Below are 21,025 nucleotides of genomic sequence, written 5' to 3' on the forward strand. Positions count from 1 at the left end.
TGCTAAGGGCTTTATATAACGTTATACTTGACACGATGCGGGTTAAAAGTATTCAGTTTACGATTACATTGTCATTTATCCTTATTACCGTGACGGTTATGCTCGTCGTGTCCTTGGTGCTCTATAACAAGTTCTCCAAAACGGCAGAAGAGAGCGCCTTTCTAAACACAGCACAGGTCATTGAGCAGGTGCAATTCAACTTGGAGCAGTATATCAAGGGGATGTCGGATACGTTTGAGGTCGTGGATGCCAAAATTGCAAGGAGCCGCGGCATCCCGTCGGACAAGCTGCTTGAACAGCTAGACACCATCGCGAGTACGCGTGAGGATATTGTGTCTATTCATCTTTTTACCGCGGATGGCGGATTAGTCACGGGTGTGCCATCGACAGAGATGCGCAAAAATACACGGCTGCTCGAGCAGCCGTGGTTTAGGTCTGCCCTGGATAACCCTAACCATCTTACGTTTTCCTTGCCGCATATCCAGAACCTATTCAAAGATCCCTACAAGTGGGTGGTTTCCATGAGTAAGGGGGTCACGATCGAGCAGAATGGGAACATGGTGGATGCGGTTATTTTGGTGGATATTAATTTCAAAACGCTGGACGATGTGTTCCGCACGGTTTCGCTGGGGAAGAAGGGGTATGTTTATATCATCGACGATTCGGCTGGCAGCATTGTGTATCATCCACAGCAGCAGCTTATATACATTGGTCTGAAATATGAAAATGTGGAGCAGGCGCTCAAATTTTCGTATGGCCGCTATATGGATGTGAGCGAGGGAGAGTCGCGCTTGAATGTTGTGCGGACAGTCAACAATATCGGCTGGAAAATTATCGGGGTCTCCTATATGGATGAAATGGTGACGACCCGTAAGGAAATCTCAACGTTCATGATTTGGCTGCTCGTGATCGTTTTGCTCTTTATTTTGTTGATTTCCTCCTTCATGTCCGCACGTATTTCGCAGCCTATTAAACGACTGAAGAAGTCGATGGAAATGGTGGAGAAAGGACATTTTGATACCTATATACATGTTCGTGGTGCGGATGAGGTAGAACAGTTGTCGCGGCGATTTAATCTGATGGTTTCCAGGGTACGGGAGCTCATGGATCAGAGTATCGAGGAGCAGGAGATTAAGCGAAAGAACGAGCTGGAGGTTCTGCAATCGCAGATTAATCCGCATTTTTTATACAATACACTCAATTCGGTCGTTCGTATGGTTGGCAACGGGAGGAATGAAGAGGTTGTAACAACGATCACGTCTCTGTCTAAGTTTTTCCGGATATCGCTAAGCAAAGGAAAGAATATTATTACGATCGGGGAAGAGATCGAGCATATTCGCAACTATTTGATCATCCAGAAAATGCGCTATAAGGACAAGTTTGAATACGAGATCCGGGTTCCTGAAGAGGTGCTTCCCTACAAAACGCTCAAGCTGATTCTTCAGCCTTTTGTGGAAAATGCGCTCTATCACGGGATTGAGTATATGGTGGACGAAGGGCTCATAGAGCTATCGGTCACGATGGAGAAGGGGAAGATTCTGTTCGAGATTCGAGACAACGGGGTCGGGATGTCGGAGGAAACGCTCAAGAACATTATTTCTGGTCAGGTGAAGAGTGACAAAGGCTCGGGTGTCGGATTGCGAAATGTGCATGAGCGGATACAGTTATATTTTGGCATGGACTACGGGGTACAAGTTAGCAGTGAGCTCGAGGAGGGAACGATCGTCAAGATTACGATTCCAGCCATTCTAGATGAGGAAGGGGGATAGGGCGATGAGATTGAAACCAATGATGATTGCTGTCCTCGTCGCTTTACTGTCGATGTCCTCGTGTACAGAGCGTGATGAAACGATGCCTACGGAGCAGAAGAAGCACCTGGAGGTTATTCTTCGTAGTCAAGAAGGCGACTATTGGAAAACAGTGAAGATGGGAGCAGAGGTTGCGGCGAAGGAATTTGATGTTGCCTTGGATTTCAGAGCACCAGGTGATGAGGCTGATGTAAAAGGGCAGATTGCCCTTATGGAGCAGTCCATTTCGAGCAGTCCGGATGCGATTGTCCTGGCGGCCAATGATTATAAAGAGCTGTCATCGGTTGTTGATGAAGCGGATAAAGCAAACATTCCAGTCATTACGATCGACTCTGAGGTCGAGACGAAGAACGTGCAGAGCTTTATTGGCGCGAATAACTACGAAGCGGGTCAATTAGCAGGGAAACAACTGATTAAACTGATCGGTAAGAGCGGACAGATTGCGATCGTGAGCTTTAAACAAGGGGAGCGAAATACGGAACTGCGGGAAAAGGGACTGCTGGACGAAATTTCAAAATATCCCGAGGTACAGGTGATCGATAAGGTGTACAGCTTGACGGATCGGGAGCTGGCTGCCCAACTAACGTATACCGTTATCGACAACCATCCACAGCTGGATGGGATTGTAGCTTTGAATGAAATTTCATCAAGCGGCGTGGCTAGCGCGGTTCAGAGTCGGAATTTGCAGGAGAAAGTGAAAATCATCACCTTTGACAGTACCTCTGAAGAGCTGGAGCTGCTGCAAGAGGGGATTATTCAAGCGACAATCATTCAAAATCCGTTTAGCATCGGCTATTTGGGGGTCAAAAGTGCTGTCGAAGCGGTCGATGGTAAACACGTGCCAAAGCGTGTGGAAACAGGGATTAAGGCGATTGATCTGAGTAATATGTTCTGGTCGGACAATCAAAAACTGCTATTTCCATTTGTTAAGTGATAGAAAAGTGATGAGAATTTCGATAGAAGACATGAGGATATTGCATTTGTTTATGTTCTTTGAACCATTATAGTAAGGAATGTAAACAAACAACATACCTTTTAGGGAGGGTCTTACATTGAAAAAATTACTTACACTTGCCGTAGCAGGCGCATTGGTCGCAACCGTAGCAGGTTGTGGAAATAAAACAGAAACTCCAGCAGCATCAACAGCTCCAGCAGCTTCCACAGGTGCAGCAGCAACTACAGCACCAGCAGCTGGTAAAAAACCAACAATCGGTGTTGCCATCTATAAATTTGACGATACGTTCATGTCTGGTGTTCGTGCAGCGATCACAGATAGCGCGAAAGATAAAGCTACTGTTGATATCGTAGACAGCCAAAACTCACAACCAACACAAAACGATAAAGTTGACCTTTTCATCACGAAAAAAGTAAATGCACTAGCGATCAACGCGGTTGACCGTACAGCTGCTGGCGTTATCATCGATAAAGCAAAAACAGCTAACATTCCAGTTGTCTTCTTGAACCGTGAGCCACTTGCTGATGACATGAAGAAATGGGACAAAGTTTACTACGTAGGCGCTAAAGCTGAGCAATCCGGTACAATGGAAGGCCAACTGTTGGTTGACTACTTCAAAGCTCACCCAGAAGCTGACAAAAACAAAGACGGAAAAATCCAATACGTAATGCTTAAAGGCGAGCCAGGACACCAAGATGCTGAGCTTCGTACGAAATTCTCCATCCAAGCGATTACAGATGCTGGTTTAGGTGTAGAAAAAGTAGCAGAAGATACAGCTATGTGGGACCGCGTTAAAGGTCAAGAGAAAATGGCAGCATTCCTAGCTTCCAGCGAAAGCAAAATCGAAGCTGTTCTTGCGAACAACGATGATATGGCGCTTGGTGCGATCGAAGCTTTGAAAGCAAAAGGCTATTTCAAAGATAACAAATTCCTTCCAGTTGTTGGTGTAGATGCAACAGCTCCAGCACTACAAGCACTTACGGATGGAACGCTTCTTGGAACAGTTCTAAACGATGCGAAAAACCAAGGTGCAGCAACGACAAGCGTAGCAGCAGCTCTTGCTAACGGTCTAGTACCAAGCAAAGAAACAACTGGCTATGATGTAACGGATGGTAAATATGTTTGGATTTCCTACAAAAAAATCACAAAAGCTAACATGAACGAAGCGAAGTAATTGTGAGAACGGGCAAGAGAGGCGATATGTGAATCACAATCGCGCTTTTGCCTTCCTTTTTTGGAAATATAAGAATAAGAAACCCGTGCCAAGATAAAGAGAAATAAGCTTCGAATAAAGGCTTCACTTTGTGGGGATTATCGTGAGCTGTAGGGGGAGTTACCATGACTGTACATGACTATTTATTGGAAATGAATCAAATCTCCAAAGAGTTCCCCGGCGTGAAGGCGCTGGATAACGTCACCCTCAAAGTTCGCCCAGGAAGCGTACATGCGCTGATGGGAGAGAATGGAGCAGGAAAATCGACGCTGATGAAATGCCTGTTTGGTATTTATAAGCCCGATGGTGGAGAAATCAAGCTTAACGGAGAAGTAGCTTCGATTACGAACTCCAAAGATGCATTAGCGAATGGCATTTCCATGATTCATCAGGAGCTTCACCCTGTTCCTCATCGCAACGTGATGGAGAACATTTGGTTAGGCAGATTTCCGCTAAAGGGTATCGGACCTTTGAAATTAGTGGATCACAAGAAAATGCGTACAGATACTGAGAGTTTGTTCAAACAACTCCAAATGGACATTAAACCGGATACTTTGGTAGGTACCTTGTCGGTATCCAAAGTGCAATCCATTGAAATTGCCAAGGCTGTTTCTTTCAATTCGAAAGTTATTGTTATGGATGAGCCGACTTCATCGCTTACGGGTAATGAAGTTGAGCAGTTGTTTCGCATCATTCGCGATCTGAAGAGCCGCGGTGTTTCGATCATCTATATTTCACATAAAATGGAAGAGATTTTGGAAATTTCGGATGAAGTAACGATTATGCGTGATGGTACCAAGATTGGTACATGGGCCTCTTCCGAGCTTACCACAGATATGATCATCTCGAAGATGGTTGGACGTGATTTGAAAGAGCGTTTCCCTGAGCGCAGCAATGTACCTGAAGGTGTATTGATGAAGGTTGAGGACCTGACTTCGGTCGTTCCGAAATCGTTCAAGAATGTATCTTTTGAGCTGAAAAAGGGTGAAATTCTAGGTGTTGGCGGTCTTGTCGGCGCGCAGCGGACGGAATTGATTGAATCCTTATTCGGGATGAGAGGTATCGCTTCAGGAAGCATCTCTATTCACGGGAAGCCTGTGAAGCTGAAGTCACCGATGGATGCGATTAAGCAGAAGATTGCTTTGCTGACGGAAGAGCGCCGTGTAACGGGGATTTTCCCGGTGCTATCGGTTTTGGAGAATACGGTCATCGCCAATCTGGGACGATACATGAATCCATTTGGCTTCATTCAAGAAGCGAAGCGTAAAGAAGAAGTCAAACAAAGTATTGAAATGCTGCGCGTGAAAACGCCGAATATGCATGCCCTCATTAAGAACTTGTCCGGTGGTAACCAACAAAAGGTTTTGCTGGCTAGATGGCTGTTAACAGAGCCTGATGTACTCCTTCTCGATGAACCGACTCGGGGAATTGACGTAGGAGCGAAATTTGAGATTTACTCCATCATTGCTGACCTTGCGAAGCAAGGGAAAAGTATTATCATGATCTCTTCTGAAATGCCCGAGCTTCTTGGGATGTCAGACCGAATTATGGTTATGTGTGAGGGACGTCTTACGGGCATTGTAGAAGGAAATAAAGCAACAGAAGAAGAGATTATGCGCCTTGCTGCACAGCATATGGCATAATGGAGGGGGCCAAGAACCATGACTACCAAAACAGAAACATTAAAATCCAGAGACCTTAGCGGGTTCATTACCAAATATGCCATCTACATCGTACTAGTTGTTCTAGTCATTGGGATCGCGATCTATGATCCACGCTTTTTATCCGTAAGTATCCTGCGTGATATCTTATTGCAGTCTTCCACACGTGTCATTATCGCGTTGGGCGCAGCGTTCATTCTTATCACCGGCGGAACGGATTTGTCCGCAGGGCGGATCGTTGGTTTATCGGCGGTTATCTCCGCATCTATGCTCCAAACAGAGGAGTATGGTAGAAGATTTTTCCCTGACTTACCGCAATTGCCAATGTTTATTCCGATTTTGATTGCTGTTGTAGCCGGTTTATTAGTGGGGTTAATTAATGGGATTGTCGTCGCTAAGTTTCGAGTCCCGCCATTTATCGCTACCTTAGGTACGATGGTTGCCGTGTATGGTGCGAACTCCTTGTACTTCGATATGAAACCGAACCAATCCCAACCTATCGGTGGTTTGAGACCGGACTTTGGCAACCTGGGAACTGGAGCAATTGGGTCAAGCTCAACTTACTCCATTCCTTATATCGTCATCTTCGCGATTGTCGTTTCCATTATTGTTTGGATCGTATTTAATAAAACAAAGCTTGGTAAATATATGTACGCAATTGGCGGCAACATTCACGCCGCTGTCGTTTCTGGTATTAACGTAAATCGTTACTTGATCTATATCTATGCAATTGCGGGTGCGCTTTATGGACTTGCAGGGGTATTGGAAGCAGCAAGAACGGGTGGAGCAACGAATAACTACGGAAACATGTACGAGCTTGATGCGATCGCAGCTTGCGTCGTCGGTGGCGTATCGACTTCCGGTGGTATCGGAACGGTTCCGGGTGTTCTTGCAGGGGTATTGATTTTCAGCGTTATCAACTACGGTTTGACGTTTATCGGAATTAGCCCATACTGGCAGTTGATTATCAAAGGTGTCATCATCGTTGCCGCGGTAGCGTTTGATATGCGGAAATATATGAATTCGAAGTAAGCTTAAGAGGCTGTCGACATTATCGGCAGCCTTTTATAATCGAATATGATGTAAGCGTTTACCTATAGAGCGGGAGGTCTACCTTTGATCACAAATCACGATAGGCATGACTGGAAGAAGCGGCTTTTATTTATTTCATTACAAACGAAACTGGTGGGGGCATTTGTTCTCGTCTCTTTACTCGTTGGGATCACTAGCGGACTGTCTTATATGTATATTAAAAAAGTGGACAACTCCTATACGAAGTTACTCGATACGAATGTGAGGCTGCTTCAGGATGTTGCCGAAATCAAAGAAAAAACACAGATGCAGACGAGTTTATTGTTTGGTTATGTGCTGGATCCGACGAAAGACAGGGAAAAACGTTTGACGGATATGAATACGACGCTTTCCTCGATCATTACCAAAATGAAAGATAAGGATGGGAACGAGGAGGAGCAATACGCAGTCGGGGCTATGCTGGAGGCGAACCAAACTTTTGCTAGGCTCGTTCAAAAAGTGGTTGCTTACGGAGAAAAAGGAGATACCTCCTTAGCAAAGGCGGAAGCCATGCAGTGGGCGATCCCAACGACGGAAACCTTGACGCAGGCGGCGGCTAAAATTGAAGAGCTTGAGGCGGTCATCCAGGCGGATGCTTCTGCTCAGAACCATACGACCGTTGTGTCGACGATCACGACGTTGATTTGGGTGAGCTGCGGCGCATTGCTTTTCGCGTTAGCTTTGGGAATCTTCGTGTCGCGCTCGATCGTTAAACCTGTGCGAACCATGGTGAAAGCGGCAGAGCGAATTGCGAATTGCGACCTATCGGTAGGCGATATTGGGGTGAAAAGCCGCGACGAGCTGCGTGATCTGGCTAATGCGTTCAATCAGATGAAAGGCAACCTGCAAGGCTTGATTCGTCAAGTTGGCAGCAGCGCGGAGCAGGTAGCTTCGGCTTCGGAAGAGCTTAGTGCGAATTCCAATCAGGTTAGTGAGTTATCGGAACGGATCACAGGCACGATTCAGGTGATCTCGCAAGGCACGAACGCGCAGGTGAGCAGTGTACATCAAGGCGTTTCGATCATGGAAGAAATGTCAGCAGCGGTCACGCAAATTGCGAGTGTGACACAGACGGCGAATAAGCAGTCTTTGTTTGCGCAGCAGGAGGCGGGAGAAGGTACTGCGGCGATTGAAACGGCCATGGTGCAAATGAAAGCCATCCATCAGAAGATGAATGAACTTGCAGAATCCGTACATCGGCTAAGCGGCCGTTCGGAGAAAATCGTCAATGCGAATGCGATGATCGCTGGTATTGCGCGGCAGACGAATATGCTGGCGCTCAATGCTTCGATTGAAGCGGCACGCGCAGGCGCTGCAGGCAAAGGGTTTGCCGTGGTTGCCGAGGAAGTCCGCAAGCTATCCATGCAGACCGGCGCAGCGGCGGAAGAAGTGGCTTCTCTCGTGACGAGTATCCAAGAGGAAACGAGGGGCGTTATACGATCCACCGAGGCGGGCAGCCGTGAGGTGGAGACGGGGCTTGAGGTTGTCGGCGAAGCGGGAGCGACGTTCCGCCGCATTCGTTCTGCGATGGACGAGGTCGCGCGGCAGATCGAGGAAGTGGCGGGCTGCTCGGAGGCGATCTCCGAGAAGACGCTCGTTGCCGTTGGCGTAATTCGCGCTATCGACGAGGTCGCGGGGCAGACCGCTGCGGGTGCGAAGAACGTCTCCGCCAACATCGAGGGACAATACGCGAGCATGGAGGAGATCGTGTCCTCCGCGACGGTGCTGAGCAGCATGGCTGCGGAGCTGCAGGGGTTGATTGGGAGGTTTCGGGTGTGAAAACAACTACCCATATTTTTACATATATAGTATAATCGAAATAATCAAATGGCGGTGAAGAACACCCCTGATTGGTAAGCGTAGTTTATACGCCTGCCAGTCAGGGGTTTTTGCATTCATCTGCCTTCACAAGGAGGAAGTGGAAGGATGAAGCATGTGTTGCTGTATGAAACACCTGAGGAGTTTGCTTGTATGATGATTAGACATTTAGAAGAGAGTTTAGGCCTGCGAATCCAGATGAAGGATCACGAGAATGATCCGCTTTTATTGAGAATTATAATGGAAGCAGGTGAGGAAACGGAAGTAAGTCTTCACAGTGTATTTCAAACCTATCATAATTCAGGAGATATAAATCCTGCGATCGCTTATTTGAATGGCATTATAAGTGCTACGGCGTATTGCCAAAAGCAAGAGGAAGTCATGGAGCTTGATTCTTCGTATATTTATCCAGTACTACGGGATGCACGCTATGTAGAAGAAGCAGGGAAAGGATTACACATGATCGTAGATGAGATTATTCCAGGTATGCGTGTTCTTTTTCTTGAGATCAAGACGGAGAATAACAAAATTGTGACTAGGAGTTTATTAGAAGCGAATCCCGTGTTAACGGAGGAGAAGGTCAAAAGAATCGGATACCGAAATCTAAGGTCGGAGGGTTGGACAAAGCCAAGGTTAGTGCTGGTAAGCCCAGCTAGGAAGACCTGTACGGTTGATGTGTTTATAGACAATCCTTTTCCCTTCGAATGCCAATTTCTGAATCAGGGTTGGATAAAGGAATATATGCCGGAGAATTTTCTAATTGCCTTTACGAATCGTAAACAGACGCTTGTCATGCGTTCAACTGAGGCGATCGATTCGGAGGCTACTGCCATCAAATTGGCGAAGAAAGCAAAGTTTATGGATGTTGTTCGCAGAAGCTATTTGGTGATGCCTAAGCCAGTATCTGACCACATTTACTGGGTACAGAAGGGAAAGTTTCACTTGCTGAATATTGCGTAGCTGGGGGCCTGAATTACCTGTGAGGGTTGTTCCCTGTGAATTTCTATATGATATAATTAAGGTACGGATATTAGTAGGAGGTGATGAGATGCGTTGGGAAGAAGTGCAAGAGAGATTTCCGAATGAATGGGTGGTATTAGAAGCAACGAAGGCACATTCTGAAAAAGGTAGTCGTTATATTAAAGAAGTTGTGGTAATTGATAAGTTCAATGACTCAATGGCAGCAATGCGTCGATATAGTGAATTGCATAAGCAAGATCCTCAACGTGAGTACTGCTTTTTTCATACTTCTCGATCGACTCTAGTAGCCCGTGAAAGATACGTTGGGATACGAGGACCTAGATGAAGTATCATGTACAATTTGGCCTCCCTTTTGTAACTGTTAGCGTTCAATTTCGTGGAAAGAGACTAATATTGGAGAAAATACTATTAGATACGGGGTCTGCGGGGACCATTTTTAATGGTAATGTAATTGGGGAAATTGGAGTTCTCCCTGAATCCGATGATATCGTTGATACGATTCGAGGCGTCGGTGGCGTTGTACGTGTATACAAAGACTTTTGAGGCTATCAATCTTAATGGTATTTGCATAAAAAATCACCTAGTTGAGGTCGGAAATATGGATTACGGCATGGAGATTGATGGAATCCTTGGATTTGACTTTATCCAAACTGCGAATCTAATTATAGATACGAACACAATGCAAGTTTTTACAGTTGATCATGCGAAAGATTAATTTCTTATCCCAATATGGGCTGCCCTTAAGTAGATTTATCTGCTTACGAGGGACAGCCCTTTTGTCATTTCAGTACGAGCATTTGATGGCTCAAGGACATCTTTCCTTTCATAATGACCAAGAAGATGCAGATATGTACTGTGTGTCCTGCATATAATCCCATATCAGCATTCTTCGTACGATAACAAACTAACAGACGTTTTCTTGGGAAATAGGAGAGTCGAGATCGATAAGAGAGGAGATAGTCCCTTTGATTGTAACCGCAAATAAAATAATGAAATTGTTTGTGATTACGGGTGGGGTCGTTGTGTTGGATATTCTTGTGCTTTCTCCAGGTTTTCTGGGTATAACGGTCGGTAATCGTGCGTTGCAAACGGCATTAACCGTATCTATTCTGCTAGCAAGTACACTAGGCTTACTATTCGGCATCCATAGCATTCTTATGAAGCAAAGCGTTCGACTTCCCGCAAGACAAATGAAGAGCCCTGAGGACTTGGAAGGTGCTTTGAAACAATTCAAAGGTGTGAAATCTTTAGCACAGGAAATTGCGCTTGCCTTGCATCAATTGGAGCGCATGCATAAAAAACAAGAGACGTTACGAAGCGTCCTCATCCAGAGGTTTGAACCGAGCGGACTTAGCTTTCAGAAATTTGCCTCTACGACGCAAGAGGTGGAGAAGTTATTTTTTCACAATATACGGAGTATGATAAACCGTCTCCGTGTGTTTGACGAAGACGAGTTTCAAAGTATCGCTAAACAGAACACGAGCCAGTTGTCCCCCGAGCTTTTTCAAGAAAAAAGAAGCCTTTATAAAGCACATATTTCATTTGTTAAAACCTCTTTACATATGAATGAAGAAATTTTGCTCAAACTGGATAAGTTGCTGTTAGAAATTTCTCGACTGGATAGCTTGGAGATTGGTGATATTGGGCAAATGTCAGGTATGCAAGAGATTGATGCTTTGATAAAGCAAACACAATTCTACAAACAGTAGAGGTGGTGCTCAGAACATGAACAAAACGAAGTTCTTCTTTATATCGCTGCTTATTGTGATTATTGTATTTATCGGTGTCTATGCCGGCGTTTCCTTCACAGCTAATTTTGGCAAATCTCAAGATCAAGTGACAGCGGAGAATGCCGCAAAGCAATTAAACAAGATTTACGAGAAGATCTCCGTGGTGAACGGAACGCCAGTCAAAGGTCAGATTGATATTAATCCAGCCGATGTAGCTTCGTCTTTGCCAGATATTTCGAAATTTCCAATTACGGTGAATAATACGACGGATTATTTCGTGGAGATTTTCTCTTCGACGGAGAAGTCCGGTAGTGGTGTGGATGGTTGGTTAACAGATGTAGCGAATGAATTTAATAAAGCGCACATTCTGGTGAACGGACTGCCCGCATCGGTGAAGATTCGTAATATTGCTTCTGGGACGGCGACGGACTATATCAAGTCGGGTAAGTATATGCCAGATGCCTTTACACCTTCGAACGAGTTGTGGGGGGAGATGATCAAAGCGGGCGGCACGAAAATACAACTAGTCACGAATCGTCTTGTCGGCAATGTTCCTGGCATCGTGATTTCTAAGAAAAAGTATGATGCTCTCGTTGCGAAGTACGGCTCCATTAATGTAAATACCGTAACGGAAGCTATTTCAAATAACGAATTTGCCATGGGCTATACAGACCCGTTCGCGAGCTCAACAGGCCTCAATTTCCTTGTAACGGCATTAAGTACATTTGATAATAAAAATCCAATCAGTGAGAAAGCTGTTCAACAATTTGAGAAATTCCAAACAAACGTGCCCTTTATCGCGTCTACAACGATTCAAATGCGAGATGCGGCTAAATCCGGGATGTTGGATGGGTTCGTGCTGGAATACCAGACCTTTCAGAATGCGGCGGAGCTTAGCAATGACTATGTCTTTACCCCTTTTGGTTATAGACACGATAGCCCGCTCTATGCCATTGGTGATCTCCCGATTGTGAAACTGGATTTGATTAAACGATTTGCCGAATTTGTGGCACAAGCGAAATATCAACAAACAGCCAAGGATAAGGGGTTTAATGGTCTCGAAAATTACAAGAGTGAACTTGCAGCCATTGATGGAAACACACTTTCATCTGCACAAAAGGTCTGGAAAGAAAAGAAGAATGGCAGTAAACCACTTGCAGCTGTTTTTGTCACAGATGTATCTGGCAGCATGGATGGTAAACCCATTACTCGATTGAAAGAATCCCTGCTCAAAGGGCAGAAATACCTGGGCAAAGAAAATAGGATTGGTCTTGTCTCCTATTCGAATGGAGTAACGATTAATCTCCCCATTGCTAAGTATGATACGAATCAGCAATCCCTGTTTGTGGGGACCGTAGGCGGCCTCCAAGCAGGTGGAGGGACAGCGACGTTCGATGCCATTGTTGTTGCCATGAAAATGCTGGAAGACTATATGGCTGCGGAGCCTAATGTAAAGCCGCTTATTTTCGTCTTAAGTGACGGCGAAACGAATGCAGGACACTCACTGAAAGACATTAGAGGGCTGATTGAGACGTATCAAATACCCATCTACACGATTGGTTACAACGCAGATATTCAAGCGCTTCAGAGCATTTCGAGTATTAATGAGGCAGCGAGCATCAATGCGGACACGGATGATGTTGTTTATAAAATAAGTAACCTGCTTAACGTCCAGATGTAGGGTGAATTTACCGTTCGAAGGGGGAGCCGCCATGTCATTTTCGATGGAGATCGTTGGAGAAGAAGAGCTTAAGGCTGTTGTAGAGGAACAAGTGAAGCCAGTTCCAGAGGAAGTTGTTAAACTGAAAGCGCAGGCGGAACAGAATGTGCAAACAATCATGGAGATCGATCTCGATTCGCTGGAGAAACGCAAAAATATTTTGGCAGCGGTAGAAAACTTCGGCATTGAGACGATGCGAGCATCCTCACAGAAAAATGCTTTACTCCAAGTCACGATAGGGAAGCTTTCGAAGTCTGGTGATGAGGGAGGGATCGTGGCGAAAGGGCTTGGGGAGCTTCAGCTGCAAATGAAGGATCTCGATCCAAGCGGGATCGACTTCGCCAAACGCGGGTTTCTAGGGAAGTTTTTTAACCCGCTCAGGTCCTACTTCCATCAGTTCGATAAAGCGGATATGGTCATCGCCGAAATTATGGAAACACTGAATAAAGGGAAATTAGGTTTGAAGGATGACAATACGACACTTCTTCTCGAACAGCACGCACTTCGTGATCTTACCAAGAAGCTTCGTAAAGAGATCCAATTAGCCACTTATATGGATGAAACCATTGAAACGCAAATCACGCTCGCCAAAGCCCGAAATGATGACCCTGAGAAAATCAAATTCATTACAGAAGAGGTTCTATTTCCGCTTCGTCAGAGGACACTGGATATGCAAGCCATGATGGCAGTTAATCAACAAGGATTCATTACCTTCGAGGTCGTAATCCGAAATAATAAGGAGCTTATTCGTGGGGTTGATCGTGCAAGCACAGTAACGGTAGCGGCGTTACGCGTCGCAGTCACGGCGGCCAGTGCATTGGCCAACCAACGAGTGGTGCTCAACCAACTCAATGCACTATACACCACAACGAATACGTTCATTGAACATACGGGGCAGATGCTGAAGCAGCAAGGTGTGGACATTCAAAAAGGTGCTATTGAGGCCAGTATTTCAGCAGACTCTCTCAAGAAGGCATTCGCAGATAGCTTTGAAGCCTTGCATGCAATCAGTACCTATAAGCAAGAGGCGCTCCCGAAAATGCGTGAAACGATTACACAATTCCGTGAATTAGCGGAAACGGGTGAGAAGCAGATTCTGCGGCTGGAAAAAGGTGCGGCTGTGGGATTATAAAGTTAAAAAGAAGCAACCTCCGACTAGTAAAGTCCGAGGTTGCTTTTCGTTCTGTCAGCACTATCCCGGAGGCTCAGATCGTCATGTATTGATCGGTGACCTGAGCGGCGGGGATAGTGCACTAGTCGCAGTCCGTGCCGATTTAGTCCGATATCCCCGAATAAAAAAGAGGACTTCTTTATAAAAGGGTAAAATAGTCAGATTCTGCCGAACTAAAATACCCATTTTCCTTGCGTTGGGGTTGTTTGGGTCGATTTTGTTGGGCTATTTCGAACTAACTAAGAATTAATAACGCAGATCGTGAGATTAATTCGATATATTCGGACTATTGGGCGTTGAGGGAGCAATCCGACTAACTCGACTGCCGGAGAAGCGAGCTCCTAGCTACCTTTGCGAGCTACGATTTCCCCTTGCGGGTCATCTCCGCAAGGGAAACCCACTGCTCATCGGTCACCTCGAGCAGGTCGTTGAACTGCCCGGCGCCTTGCAGCCACTCGCCGCCGTCAATCGTGATCACTTCGCCGTTAATATAGGCGGCGAAGTCCGAAATCAGATAAGCGGCGAGGTTCGCCAGCTCATCTTTTTCCCCAACGCGCCCCATGGGGACGCGGTTCAAGAGCTTCTGCGACAGCTCGGGCGTGGGAGCCAGTCGGCTCCACGCGCCGTCGGTCGGGAACAGCCCCGGCGCGATGGCGACTTGCCGGATCCCGTACCGCGCCCACTCGACGGCGAGTGAGCGGGTGAGGGCGAGCACGCCGGCCTTCGCGGCGGCGGAGGGCACAACAAAGGCGGATCCGGTGGAGGCATAGGAGGTGACGATGTTCAGCATCGTACCTCCTACGCCTTGCTCGATCCACCTTTTACCCAGCTCCAACGTGGTGTAGAACGTCCCGTGGAGCACAATGTTCAGCACCGCATCGACCGCTCGCGGTGATAAGTTCGCGGTCGGGCTGGCAAAGTTGCCCGCCGCATTATTAATCAGCACGTCGATGCGACCGAAGTGCTGCTCCACCGCAGTGATCATGGCAGCAACCTGCTGCGGATCACGCACATCGCAGGGATGGTAGAATACATCCCCGCCGTTAGTGCTCATTTCAGCCGCAGCTTGGGCTAATACTTCTTCACGCCTGCTCGTAATAGCCAGCTTAGCTCCGAGCGATAGGAATTTCTCGCCCATTGCACGGCCAAGTCCTGTACCACCGCCAGTAATTAGAACAACTTTATCCTGGAGTAATGCTCCATCGAACATAGAATTCACGCTCCTTTTTGAAATATAGAGTTATATGTTTCACTTAATAAGTAGGCTATATTTTTCCATTAACGCTCCCGTCCTTGACGGACAGGGTAGTCGTTTATTTTACCTACTGGGTATGGATATTAGTCTCATGAAATCTTTATGCCCTTCATGCTATGGATAGCGCTTACATTGATGCCGATAATTCATGTTCTCATACCAGCAACCCTACTGTCCAGTACCAATAGACGCATTGTCACGGTGCACAATCATTGCACTTCATGTTGTGCAGAATCCCAAGAACAGTTGAAACTGACCATTGTAATGTTGTATTCTATTGATTAAAAATTAGAGACAGAGGAGTGGCAATCGTGGAGATTAAAGTGGATGATTTATCCGGTCCCGAAGTAGGAGCGCTCATTATGGAGCATCTTTTGCATATGCAATCGTTATCCCCGCCAGAAAGTACACATGCCCTAAATCTAGATGGATTGAAGAGACCGGATGTGACATTTTGGAGTGGGTGGGAGCAAGGTGAATTAGTCGGCTGCGGGGCTATGAAAGAGCTGGATCCTCAGCATGGCGAGTTAAAATCAATGCGAACTGCCGCGGCACATCACAGAAAGGGAGTCGCAAAGCGAATTCTGGAACACATTATTAATGAAGCTAAGCGACGCGGCTATACAAGGATGAGCTTGGAAACGGGCTCAATGGAAGCTTTTGAACCAGCTAGAAAATTATATGAAAATTTTGGATTTATCTATTGTGAGCCATTCGCGGACTACACCTTAGACCCGAATAGTTCATTCATGACATTGGAATTATGAGTTCATTATAGTGGAGACCTTCAGTGTGTTGCTGGAGGTCTCTTTTTTATTAGAAGAAACAGCAGGCATTTATTAAAATCCCTTGGAATAAAGTGTGTTGAAAAGGAATCCGAGAGGATGAGAGAGCGATGACTTATTTCATGTATCCGTATATCGGCTGGAAGCAACAATGCACCAATGTTCCTATTGTCTTTCCCCCGCAACACCAGAATCGACATCCAGGCTTTGAGTATCCGATGAATCCACGCCCCATATCTGAGAATCCTGCCTATGTCGGCAGTGGAAAGTTGAAAAATAAAGTGGCGATTATCACAGGCGGCGACAGTGGGATTGGACGGGCTGTTGCCATAGCTTTTGCTAAAGAGGGGGCTGATCTAGCAATCGTCTATCTCGACGAACACCAGGATGCGGCTGAGACGAAACAAATCATCACCAATCTTGGCCGACAGTGTTTGCTTATTCCTGCAGATCTAAGGGAGGAGGCTAACTGTCATGCAGTTGTGAACGCAACAATCCAAACCTATGGACACTTGGATGTTCTGGTTAACAATCACGGTGTGCAGTTTCACCAGAAAAGCATCATGGATATTACAAAAGAGCAGCTGATGAATACGTTCCAAACGAATATTATTTCATTTTTTGATATGACCAAAGCCGCTTTGCCCCATCTTCGTGCTGGAAGCTCGATCATTAATACGACATCGGATACCGCTTTTTCAGGAATGAGCTTTATGATTGATTACACGGCCTCCAAGGGAGCAATTGTATCCTTTACGCGTTCTTTATCACTCTCGCTAGCCGATCAAGGCATTCGAGTAAACGCAGTAGCGCCGGGACCGACTTGGACACCATTAATTCCATCTGCATTTACGGCTGAAGAAGTAACAACCTTTGGAACCGAGGTACCTCTGAAACGTCCGGGGCAACCCTTTGAGTTGGCTCCTGCTTATGTATTGCTGGCTTCAGACGATGCTTCCTACATATCTGGGCAGATTATGTTCGTCAATGGAGGCTCGATCGTTACCTGAGGTTCCTCATGTGGCCCATTTTCGCAAACGACAAAAAAGGAGGTCTCCATCGACCTCCCCTCATCGCATTCCCTCATTTACTCCGCCAAAACAAACGTCTCCAGCACATGCCTCACGCCATCCTCGTTATTGCTCTTCGTCACGAAGTTCGCCAAAGCTTTAAGCTCAGGCAGCGCATTCTCCATCGCAACGCCTAGGCCAGCGACTTCAAGCATTTCCCGATCATTCCATGCATCGCCTAGAGCGATCACTTCATCTAATGTGCAACCAATGTGCTCAGCAAGGAACGTAATCGCATGCCCCTTCGTACCTTCCTTGTGCATGAACTCCAAATAGTGCGGCTTGGACTTCGTGATGTGCAGTTGGTCACCCAGCAGGGGAAGGAGCTCCTCACGGATTTGATCACAAACCTCTGGTTTATCAACAATCAGCATCTTAGGCTGCGGAATATGAATCCATTGACGCAAATCCCCGATGATATAAGGCGTTTTGGACAAGCTCACGTACTTTTTAATCTTATCGTTATCCTCAGCTGCATAAAGCTCGTCCCCATGGTAAAGCTGAAGATGATAGTTGTTCTTCTCACAGTAATCGAGCAGGAAGCGTGCGCTCTCTACAGGCACGGTACGCTCATAGAGCACTTCTTCGTCTAGCAGATTTTTGATCAAAGCCCCTTGATACGTAATAATCGGGACGTTGAGTCCGATGCGATTGGCAATTTTGGCAGCGGAAGGGAAGCTTCTTCCTGTGGCGATGGTGACCGTGACACCTTTGGCAACGGCTTGATGCATGGCATCTACCGTCTCTTGCGATATCGTCAAATCATCACGCAGCAGCGTATCATCTAAGTCAGCAGCAACTAATTTATACGTCATGTTTCTCACCGATCCTATTCGTCATCTCTATTAAAATTCTGCTAATAGCATACCCGAATTGCTAGAGAATTGCTACAATGAGCGCATAGAAGATAGCTAAAAGGAGGCACTTTCACGATGACATCAGCTTACACGAATGACATGGAGAAATGGCTTAGAGCCCATGCTAACGCGGCGAATGCCCCCAGTATGGAAGCTTATATGAAGAATCATTTTCCTTTTCTTGGTATTAAAAATCCGGAGCGCGTGGCGATAACCAAGCAATTCACGAAGGAGCATGGCTTTCCGAAAGGGGAGGAGGCAGTTCGCGTCGCCGAAGAGCTCTGGGGACTACCAGAGCGGGAGTTCCACTACACGGCGATTATGATGTTGTTGCAAGTGAGAAAAACAGTGAGTGCTGAGCATATTGACCTGTTGGAGCCCTTCATTGTAACCCAATCCTGGTGGGATACTGTCGACACCATTGCAGATCACTTGATTGGCTTTCATCTGCAACGATTTCCTGAGCTAATTCCCGCATATGTGGAGAAATGGTTGGCGTCAGATAACATGTGGCTGCAGCGTACCGCGATTTTATTTCAGTTGAAGTATAAAAAGAAGACCGACGTACCGCTGCTGTTTCACTGCATTACGACGATGGCTCACTCGAAGGAGTTTTTCATCCGCAAAGCGATTGGATGGGCGCTGCGCGAGTATTCCAAGACGGATGCGGCGGCGGTACAAACGTTCGTTGACAGATCAGCATTATCACCGCTAAGCGTACGAGAAGCGCTGAAGGTAATACAAAAGCAACCAAATATTGGAACGTAGCTGAAAGTTTCCTGAAAACGTTTGACATTGATAATCATTTTCATTATCATGTACTGAGAATCAATATCATACATAGATACTCAGGAGGGTTCACCATGCTTCGTTTCAACAAACAAAATACAACTAAAGTCTCTTTCACTGTCCTTTCAGTGTGTATGGCAGCACTACTTGTAACAGCTTGTGGAAGTAATAAGGATGCAGCAAGCACTACTACACCAGCAACTTCAACTGCCCCAGCAGCTACGGCAGCGGCTACAGCGACACCAGCTCCAGCTGTTGATAAAGTTGTTAAAGATATCATGGGACATGATGTTAAAGTTCCTGCAAGCCCGAAAGCTGTTATCGCTTCCTACTTGGAAGATCCGCTACTTGCACTTGGTGTTAAACCAGTAGTTCAATGGTCCGTAAAGGGTACAACGGTTCAAGATTACCTGCAAACACAACTAGCTGGTGTACCAACGATTGGTTACGATCTTCCAGTTGAACAGGTTTTAAAAGCAACTCCTGATTTCATGATCGTAGGCAACGAATCAGCAGTTGAGAAAGGTCTTTACGATCAATACTCCAAAGTCGTTCCGACATACGTATTGGGCAGCGAAGTAACAGCTGACTACCGTAAAACGCTTTTGAAAATTGGCGAACTTCTCAACAAAACAGATGCAGCGAATGCAGCTCTTAAAAAATATGATCAAAAAGTAACAGAAACAAAAGCAAAATTGGCAGCAACCGTTGGCGATAAAAAAGTTGCCATCCTTTGGTTAACGAACAAAGCGTTCTATGTTGTTAACGGTAAAGTAGCGAGCGGTGCGGTTGCTTATGGCGATCTTGGTTTGAAAATGCCTAACATTTTGGCTGTCTTACCAGATGCTAAAGCGAACTGGACAGCGATTTCCCTAGAGAAGCTTGCACAATTGGATGCAGACTACTTGTTCTTGGTGAATAGCGATAAAGGTCAAGCTGGTAACTTGGAAGATCCGCTTTGGAAGAACATCCCTGCAGTTAAAGCAGGAAAAGTATTTGAAATGGATACGAAGAGCAGCTGGTTATACAACGGTGTAATCGCAGGCGAGCGTGTTATGGACGATATCGTTAAAGTCATTAAATAAATTGGGGGCTAATATATGATGGGGTCAAAAAGTCAAGTTGCCTCAGCCAATTCCCCATTGAAATCGCGTCCTTTAGCTGCTTCAGGTATTATTTTAGGCGGGCTGGCTTTGCTGCTGATTAGCCTTATTGCTTCTATTTCGGTAGGGGCGGCAGATATCTCCTTCGGTGAGGTATGGCAAGCCATCTTTCATTTTAATTCTGATTCCACACAGCACTTGATTATTCAACAATTAAGGCTTCCGCGAGCGATTGCAGGAGCGTTGGTTGGAGCAGCTTTTGCTGTAGCAGGAGCGATTATGCAAGGTGTGACGCGCAATCCTTTATCAGACCCGGGTATACTAGGTATAAACGCAGGTGCAGGCTTTACGCTTGCCCTGTGTTTTGCCTTTTTACCGCAGCTTCCGTTTCACTACGTCATTCTATTTTGCTTTCTCGGGGCTGCAATAGGAACGGGGCTTGTATATGGCATCAGCGCGATCGCTAGGGGAGGCGTTACGCCTGTTCGCATCGTTCTGGCAGGTTCAGCCGTCAGTGCTTTGCTGCTGGCGCTAAGTGAAGGGATTGCGATTACTCACCATATCGGCCAGGATCTCGCTTTTTGGCTTGCCGGCGGTGTTGCGGGTACGAAATGGCCCCAGGTTGACATCATGGCACCTTGGATTCTCGGTGCTTTATTATTCGCTTTTGTCATCTCACCTTGGGTTACGGTGTTAAGTATGGGGGAAGATGTTGCAACTGGCCTTGGTTTACGGACCGGGCTTGTTAAGCTAGCGGCATTCGTGCTAGTTCTAGTTCTGGCTGGTGCGTCTGTAGCAGCCGTAGGAGCGATTGGATTCATTGGTCTTATTATTCCGCACATTGTTCGCTACCTCGTTGGCGTTGATTATCGCTGGATTATTCCGACCTCGGCTGTATTAGGCGCGTTGTTGGTCGTGGCGGCAGATATTGGAGCCCGTATGGTGAATCCTCCTTTTGAGACGCCGATTGGTGCCATTATTGCTCTGATTGGTGTGCCCTTCTTCCTCTACCTTGCGCGTACAAAGGGGAGGGATTAA

The 21,025-nt window shown here is 46.2% G+C and carries 19 protein-coding genes; 17 read left to right on the forward strand and 2 right to left on the reverse strand.

Annotated elements, in window-relative coordinates:
- The first annotated feature begins 35 nt into the window (after positions 1-35).
- The 12 genes from AC58QO_RS32755 to AC58QO_RS32810 all read left to right on the forward strand — a co-directional run bounded on the left by AC58QO_RS32755 (position 36) and on the right by AC58QO_RS32810 (position 14,089).
- Complete coding sequence (locus AC58QO_RS32755) at positions 36-1,769, forward strand: sensor histidine kinase family protein (protein WP_497272999.1); 1,734 nt, start codon at positions 36-38, stop codon at positions 1,767-1,769.
- 4 nt (positions 1,770-1,773) lie between these two features.
- On the forward strand, positions 1,774-2,742 hold the full coding sequence (locus AC58QO_RS32760; protein WP_497272947.1) for a substrate-binding domain-containing protein: 969 nt from the start codon (positions 1,774-1,776) through the stop codon (positions 2,740-2,742).
- Between the two features lie 118 nt (positions 2,743-2,860).
- Positions 2,861-3,937, forward strand: coding sequence for a galactose ABC transporter substrate-binding protein (locus tag AC58QO_RS32765; RefSeq protein WP_497272949.1), 1,077 nt, complete (start codon positions 2,861-2,863; stop codon positions 3,935-3,937).
- A gap of 164 nt (positions 3,938-4,101) precedes the next feature.
- Positions 4,102-5,619 (forward strand): sugar ABC transporter ATP-binding protein, encoded by a 1,518-nt coding sequence (locus AC58QO_RS32770; RefSeq protein ID WP_171634407.1) that lies wholly within the window; start codon positions 4,102-4,104, stop codon positions 5,617-5,619.
- A gap of 18 nt (positions 5,620-5,637) precedes the next feature.
- Positions 5,638-6,669, forward strand: coding sequence for a galactose/methyl galactoside ABC transporter permease MglC (gene mglC, locus AC58QO_RS32775; RefSeq protein WP_497272951.1), 1,032 nt, complete (start codon positions 5,638-5,640; stop codon positions 6,667-6,669).
- Positions 6,670-6,753: 84 nt separating this feature from the next.
- On the forward strand, positions 6,754-8,487 hold the full coding sequence (locus tag AC58QO_RS32780; RefSeq protein ID WP_497272953.1) for a methyl-accepting chemotaxis protein: 1,734 nt from the start codon (positions 6,754-6,756) through the stop codon (positions 8,485-8,487).
- Positions 8,488-8,634: 147 nt separating this feature from the next.
- A complete protein-coding gene (locus AC58QO_RS32785; RefSeq protein WP_497272955.1) occupies positions 8,635-9,486 on the forward strand; it encodes a DUF1444 family protein in 852 nt (283 codons plus the stop codon).
- An 88-nt stretch (positions 9,487-9,574) separates the two neighbouring features.
- A complete protein-coding gene (locus AC58QO_RS32790; RefSeq protein WP_497272957.1) occupies positions 9,575-9,832 on the forward strand; it encodes a hypothetical protein in 258 nt (85 codons plus the stop codon).
- Positions 9,829-10,050, forward strand: coding sequence for a hypothetical protein (locus AC58QO_RS32795; protein WP_497272959.1), 222 nt, complete (start codon positions 9,829-9,831; stop codon positions 10,048-10,050). The genes AC58QO_RS32790 and AC58QO_RS32795 overlap by 4 nt, the downstream gene beginning before the upstream one ends.
- Before the next feature lie 422 nt (positions 10,051-10,472).
- Positions 10,473-11,216, forward strand: a complete 744-nt coding sequence (locus AC58QO_RS32800) for a hypothetical protein (protein WP_497272961.1) — start codon at positions 10,473-10,475, stop codon at positions 11,214-11,216.
- Between the two features lie 16 nt (positions 11,217-11,232).
- Positions 11,233-12,918 (forward strand): vWA domain-containing protein, encoded by a 1,686-nt coding sequence (locus AC58QO_RS32805; RefSeq protein ID WP_497272963.1) that lies wholly within the window; start codon positions 11,233-11,235, stop codon positions 12,916-12,918.
- 31 nt (positions 12,919-12,949) lie between these two features.
- Complete coding sequence (locus tag AC58QO_RS32810) at positions 12,950-14,089, forward strand: toxic anion resistance protein (RefSeq protein ID WP_497272965.1); 1,140 nt, start codon at positions 12,950-12,952, stop codon at positions 14,087-14,089.
- Positions 14,090-14,486: 397 nt separating this feature from the next.
- Here AC58QO_RS32810 and AC58QO_RS32815 read toward each other — a convergent pair whose 3' ends face one another.
- Positions 14,487-15,338: an SDR family oxidoreductase gene (locus AC58QO_RS32815; protein ID WP_497272967.1), complete on the reverse strand. Its 852-nt coding sequence runs from the start codon at positions 15,336-15,338 to the stop codon at positions 14,487-14,489.
- A 356-nt stretch (positions 15,339-15,694) separates the two neighbouring features.
- Here AC58QO_RS32815 and AC58QO_RS32820 point away from each other — a divergent pair, with 356 nt between their 5' ends.
- Entirely contained in the window at positions 15,695-16,150 is a 456-nt protein-coding gene (locus tag AC58QO_RS32820; RefSeq protein ID WP_497272969.1) for a GNAT family N-acetyltransferase, read from the forward strand.
- A 128-nt stretch (positions 16,151-16,278) separates the two neighbouring features.
- Positions 16,279-17,178 carry an SDR family oxidoreductase gene (locus tag AC58QO_RS32825; RefSeq protein WP_497272971.1) on the forward strand — a complete coding sequence of 300 codons (900 nt, stop codon included), beginning with the start codon at positions 16,279-16,281 and terminating at the stop codon, positions 17,176-17,178.
- Between the two features lie 77 nt (positions 17,179-17,255).
- On the opposite strand, the gene AC58QO_RS32830 is transcribed toward AC58QO_RS32825, so the two are convergent.
- Positions 17,256-18,053 (reverse strand): Cof-type HAD-IIB family hydrolase, encoded by a 798-nt coding sequence (locus AC58QO_RS32830; RefSeq protein WP_497272973.1) that lies wholly within the window; start codon positions 18,051-18,053, stop codon positions 17,256-17,258.
- Between the two features lie 117 nt (positions 18,054-18,170).
- On the opposite strand from AC58QO_RS32830, the gene AC58QO_RS32835 reads away from it, so the two are divergent.
- From AC58QO_RS32835 to AC58QO_RS32845, 3 genes are all read left to right on the forward strand, one after another.
- A complete protein-coding gene (locus AC58QO_RS32835) occupies positions 18,171-18,863 on the forward strand; it encodes a DNA alkylation repair protein (RefSeq protein ID WP_497272975.1) in 693 nt (230 codons plus the stop codon).
- Between the two features lie 95 nt (positions 18,864-18,958).
- The gene (locus AC58QO_RS32840) at positions 18,959-19,969 is read left to right on the forward strand and encodes an ABC transporter substrate-binding protein (protein ID WP_497272977.1); all 1,011 of its coding nucleotides are present in this window, start codon (positions 18,959-18,961) and stop codon (positions 19,967-19,969) included.
- An 18-nt stretch (positions 19,970-19,987) separates the two neighbouring features.
- Positions 19,988-21,025: a FecCD family ABC transporter permease gene (locus AC58QO_RS32845; RefSeq protein WP_497273001.1), complete on the forward strand. Its 1,038-nt coding sequence runs from the start codon at positions 19,988-19,990 to the stop codon at positions 21,023-21,025.

It is taken from the genome of Paenibacillus sp. J31R30 (assembly GCF_059692115.1).

Coding starts and splice junctions, on each gene's coding strand:
- AC58QO_RS32755 (WP_497272999.1), top strand. CDS start 36: ATGCGGGTTAAAAGTATTCAGTTTACGATTACATTGTCATTTATCCTT.
- AC58QO_RS32760 (WP_497272947.1), top strand. CDS start 1,774: ATGAGATTGAAACCAATGATGATTGCTGTCCTCGTCGCTTTACTGTCG.
- AC58QO_RS32770 (WP_171634407.1), top strand. CDS start 4,102: ATGACTGTACATGACTATTTATTGGAAATGAATCAAATCTCCAAAGAG.
- mglC (WP_497272951.1), top strand. CDS start 5,638: ATGACTACCAAAACAGAAACATTAAAATCCAGAGACCTTAGCGGGTTC.
- AC58QO_RS32785 (WP_497272955.1), top strand. CDS start 8,635: ATGAAGCATGTGTTGCTGTATGAAACACCTGAGGAGTTTGCTTGTATG.
- AC58QO_RS32790 (WP_497272957.1), top strand. CDS start 9,575: ATGCGTTGGGAAGAAGTGCAAGAGAGATTTCCGAATGAATGGGTGGTA.
- AC58QO_RS32795 (WP_497272959.1), top strand. CDS start 9,829: ATGAAGTATCATGTACAATTTGGCCTCCCTTTTGTAACTGTTAGCGTT.
- AC58QO_RS32805 (WP_497272963.1), top strand. CDS start 11,233: ATGAACAAAACGAAGTTCTTCTTTATATCGCTGCTTATTGTGATTATT.
- AC58QO_RS32810 (WP_497272965.1), top strand. CDS start 12,950: ATGTCATTTTCGATGGAGATCGTTGGAGAAGAAGAGCTTAAGGCTGTT.
- AC58QO_RS32815 (WP_497272967.1), bottom strand. CDS start 15,338: ATGTTCGATGGAGCATTACTCCAGGATAAAGTTGTTCTAATTACTGGC.
- AC58QO_RS32825 (WP_497272971.1), top strand. CDS start 16,279: ATGACTTATTTCATGTATCCGTATATCGGCTGGAAGCAACAATGCACC.
- AC58QO_RS32830 (WP_497272973.1), bottom strand. CDS start 18,053: ATGACGTATAAATTAGTTGCTGCTGACTTAGATGATACGCTGCTGCGT.
- AC58QO_RS32835 (WP_497272975.1), top strand. CDS start 18,171: ATGACATCAGCTTACACGAATGACATGGAGAAATGGCTTAGAGCCCAT.
- AC58QO_RS32840 (WP_497272977.1), top strand. CDS start 18,959: ATGCTTCGTTTCAACAAACAAAATACAACTAAAGTCTCTTTCACTGTC.
- AC58QO_RS32845 (WP_497273001.1), top strand. CDS start 19,988: ATGGGGTCAAAAAGTCAAGTTGCCTCAGCCAATTCCCCATTGAAATCG.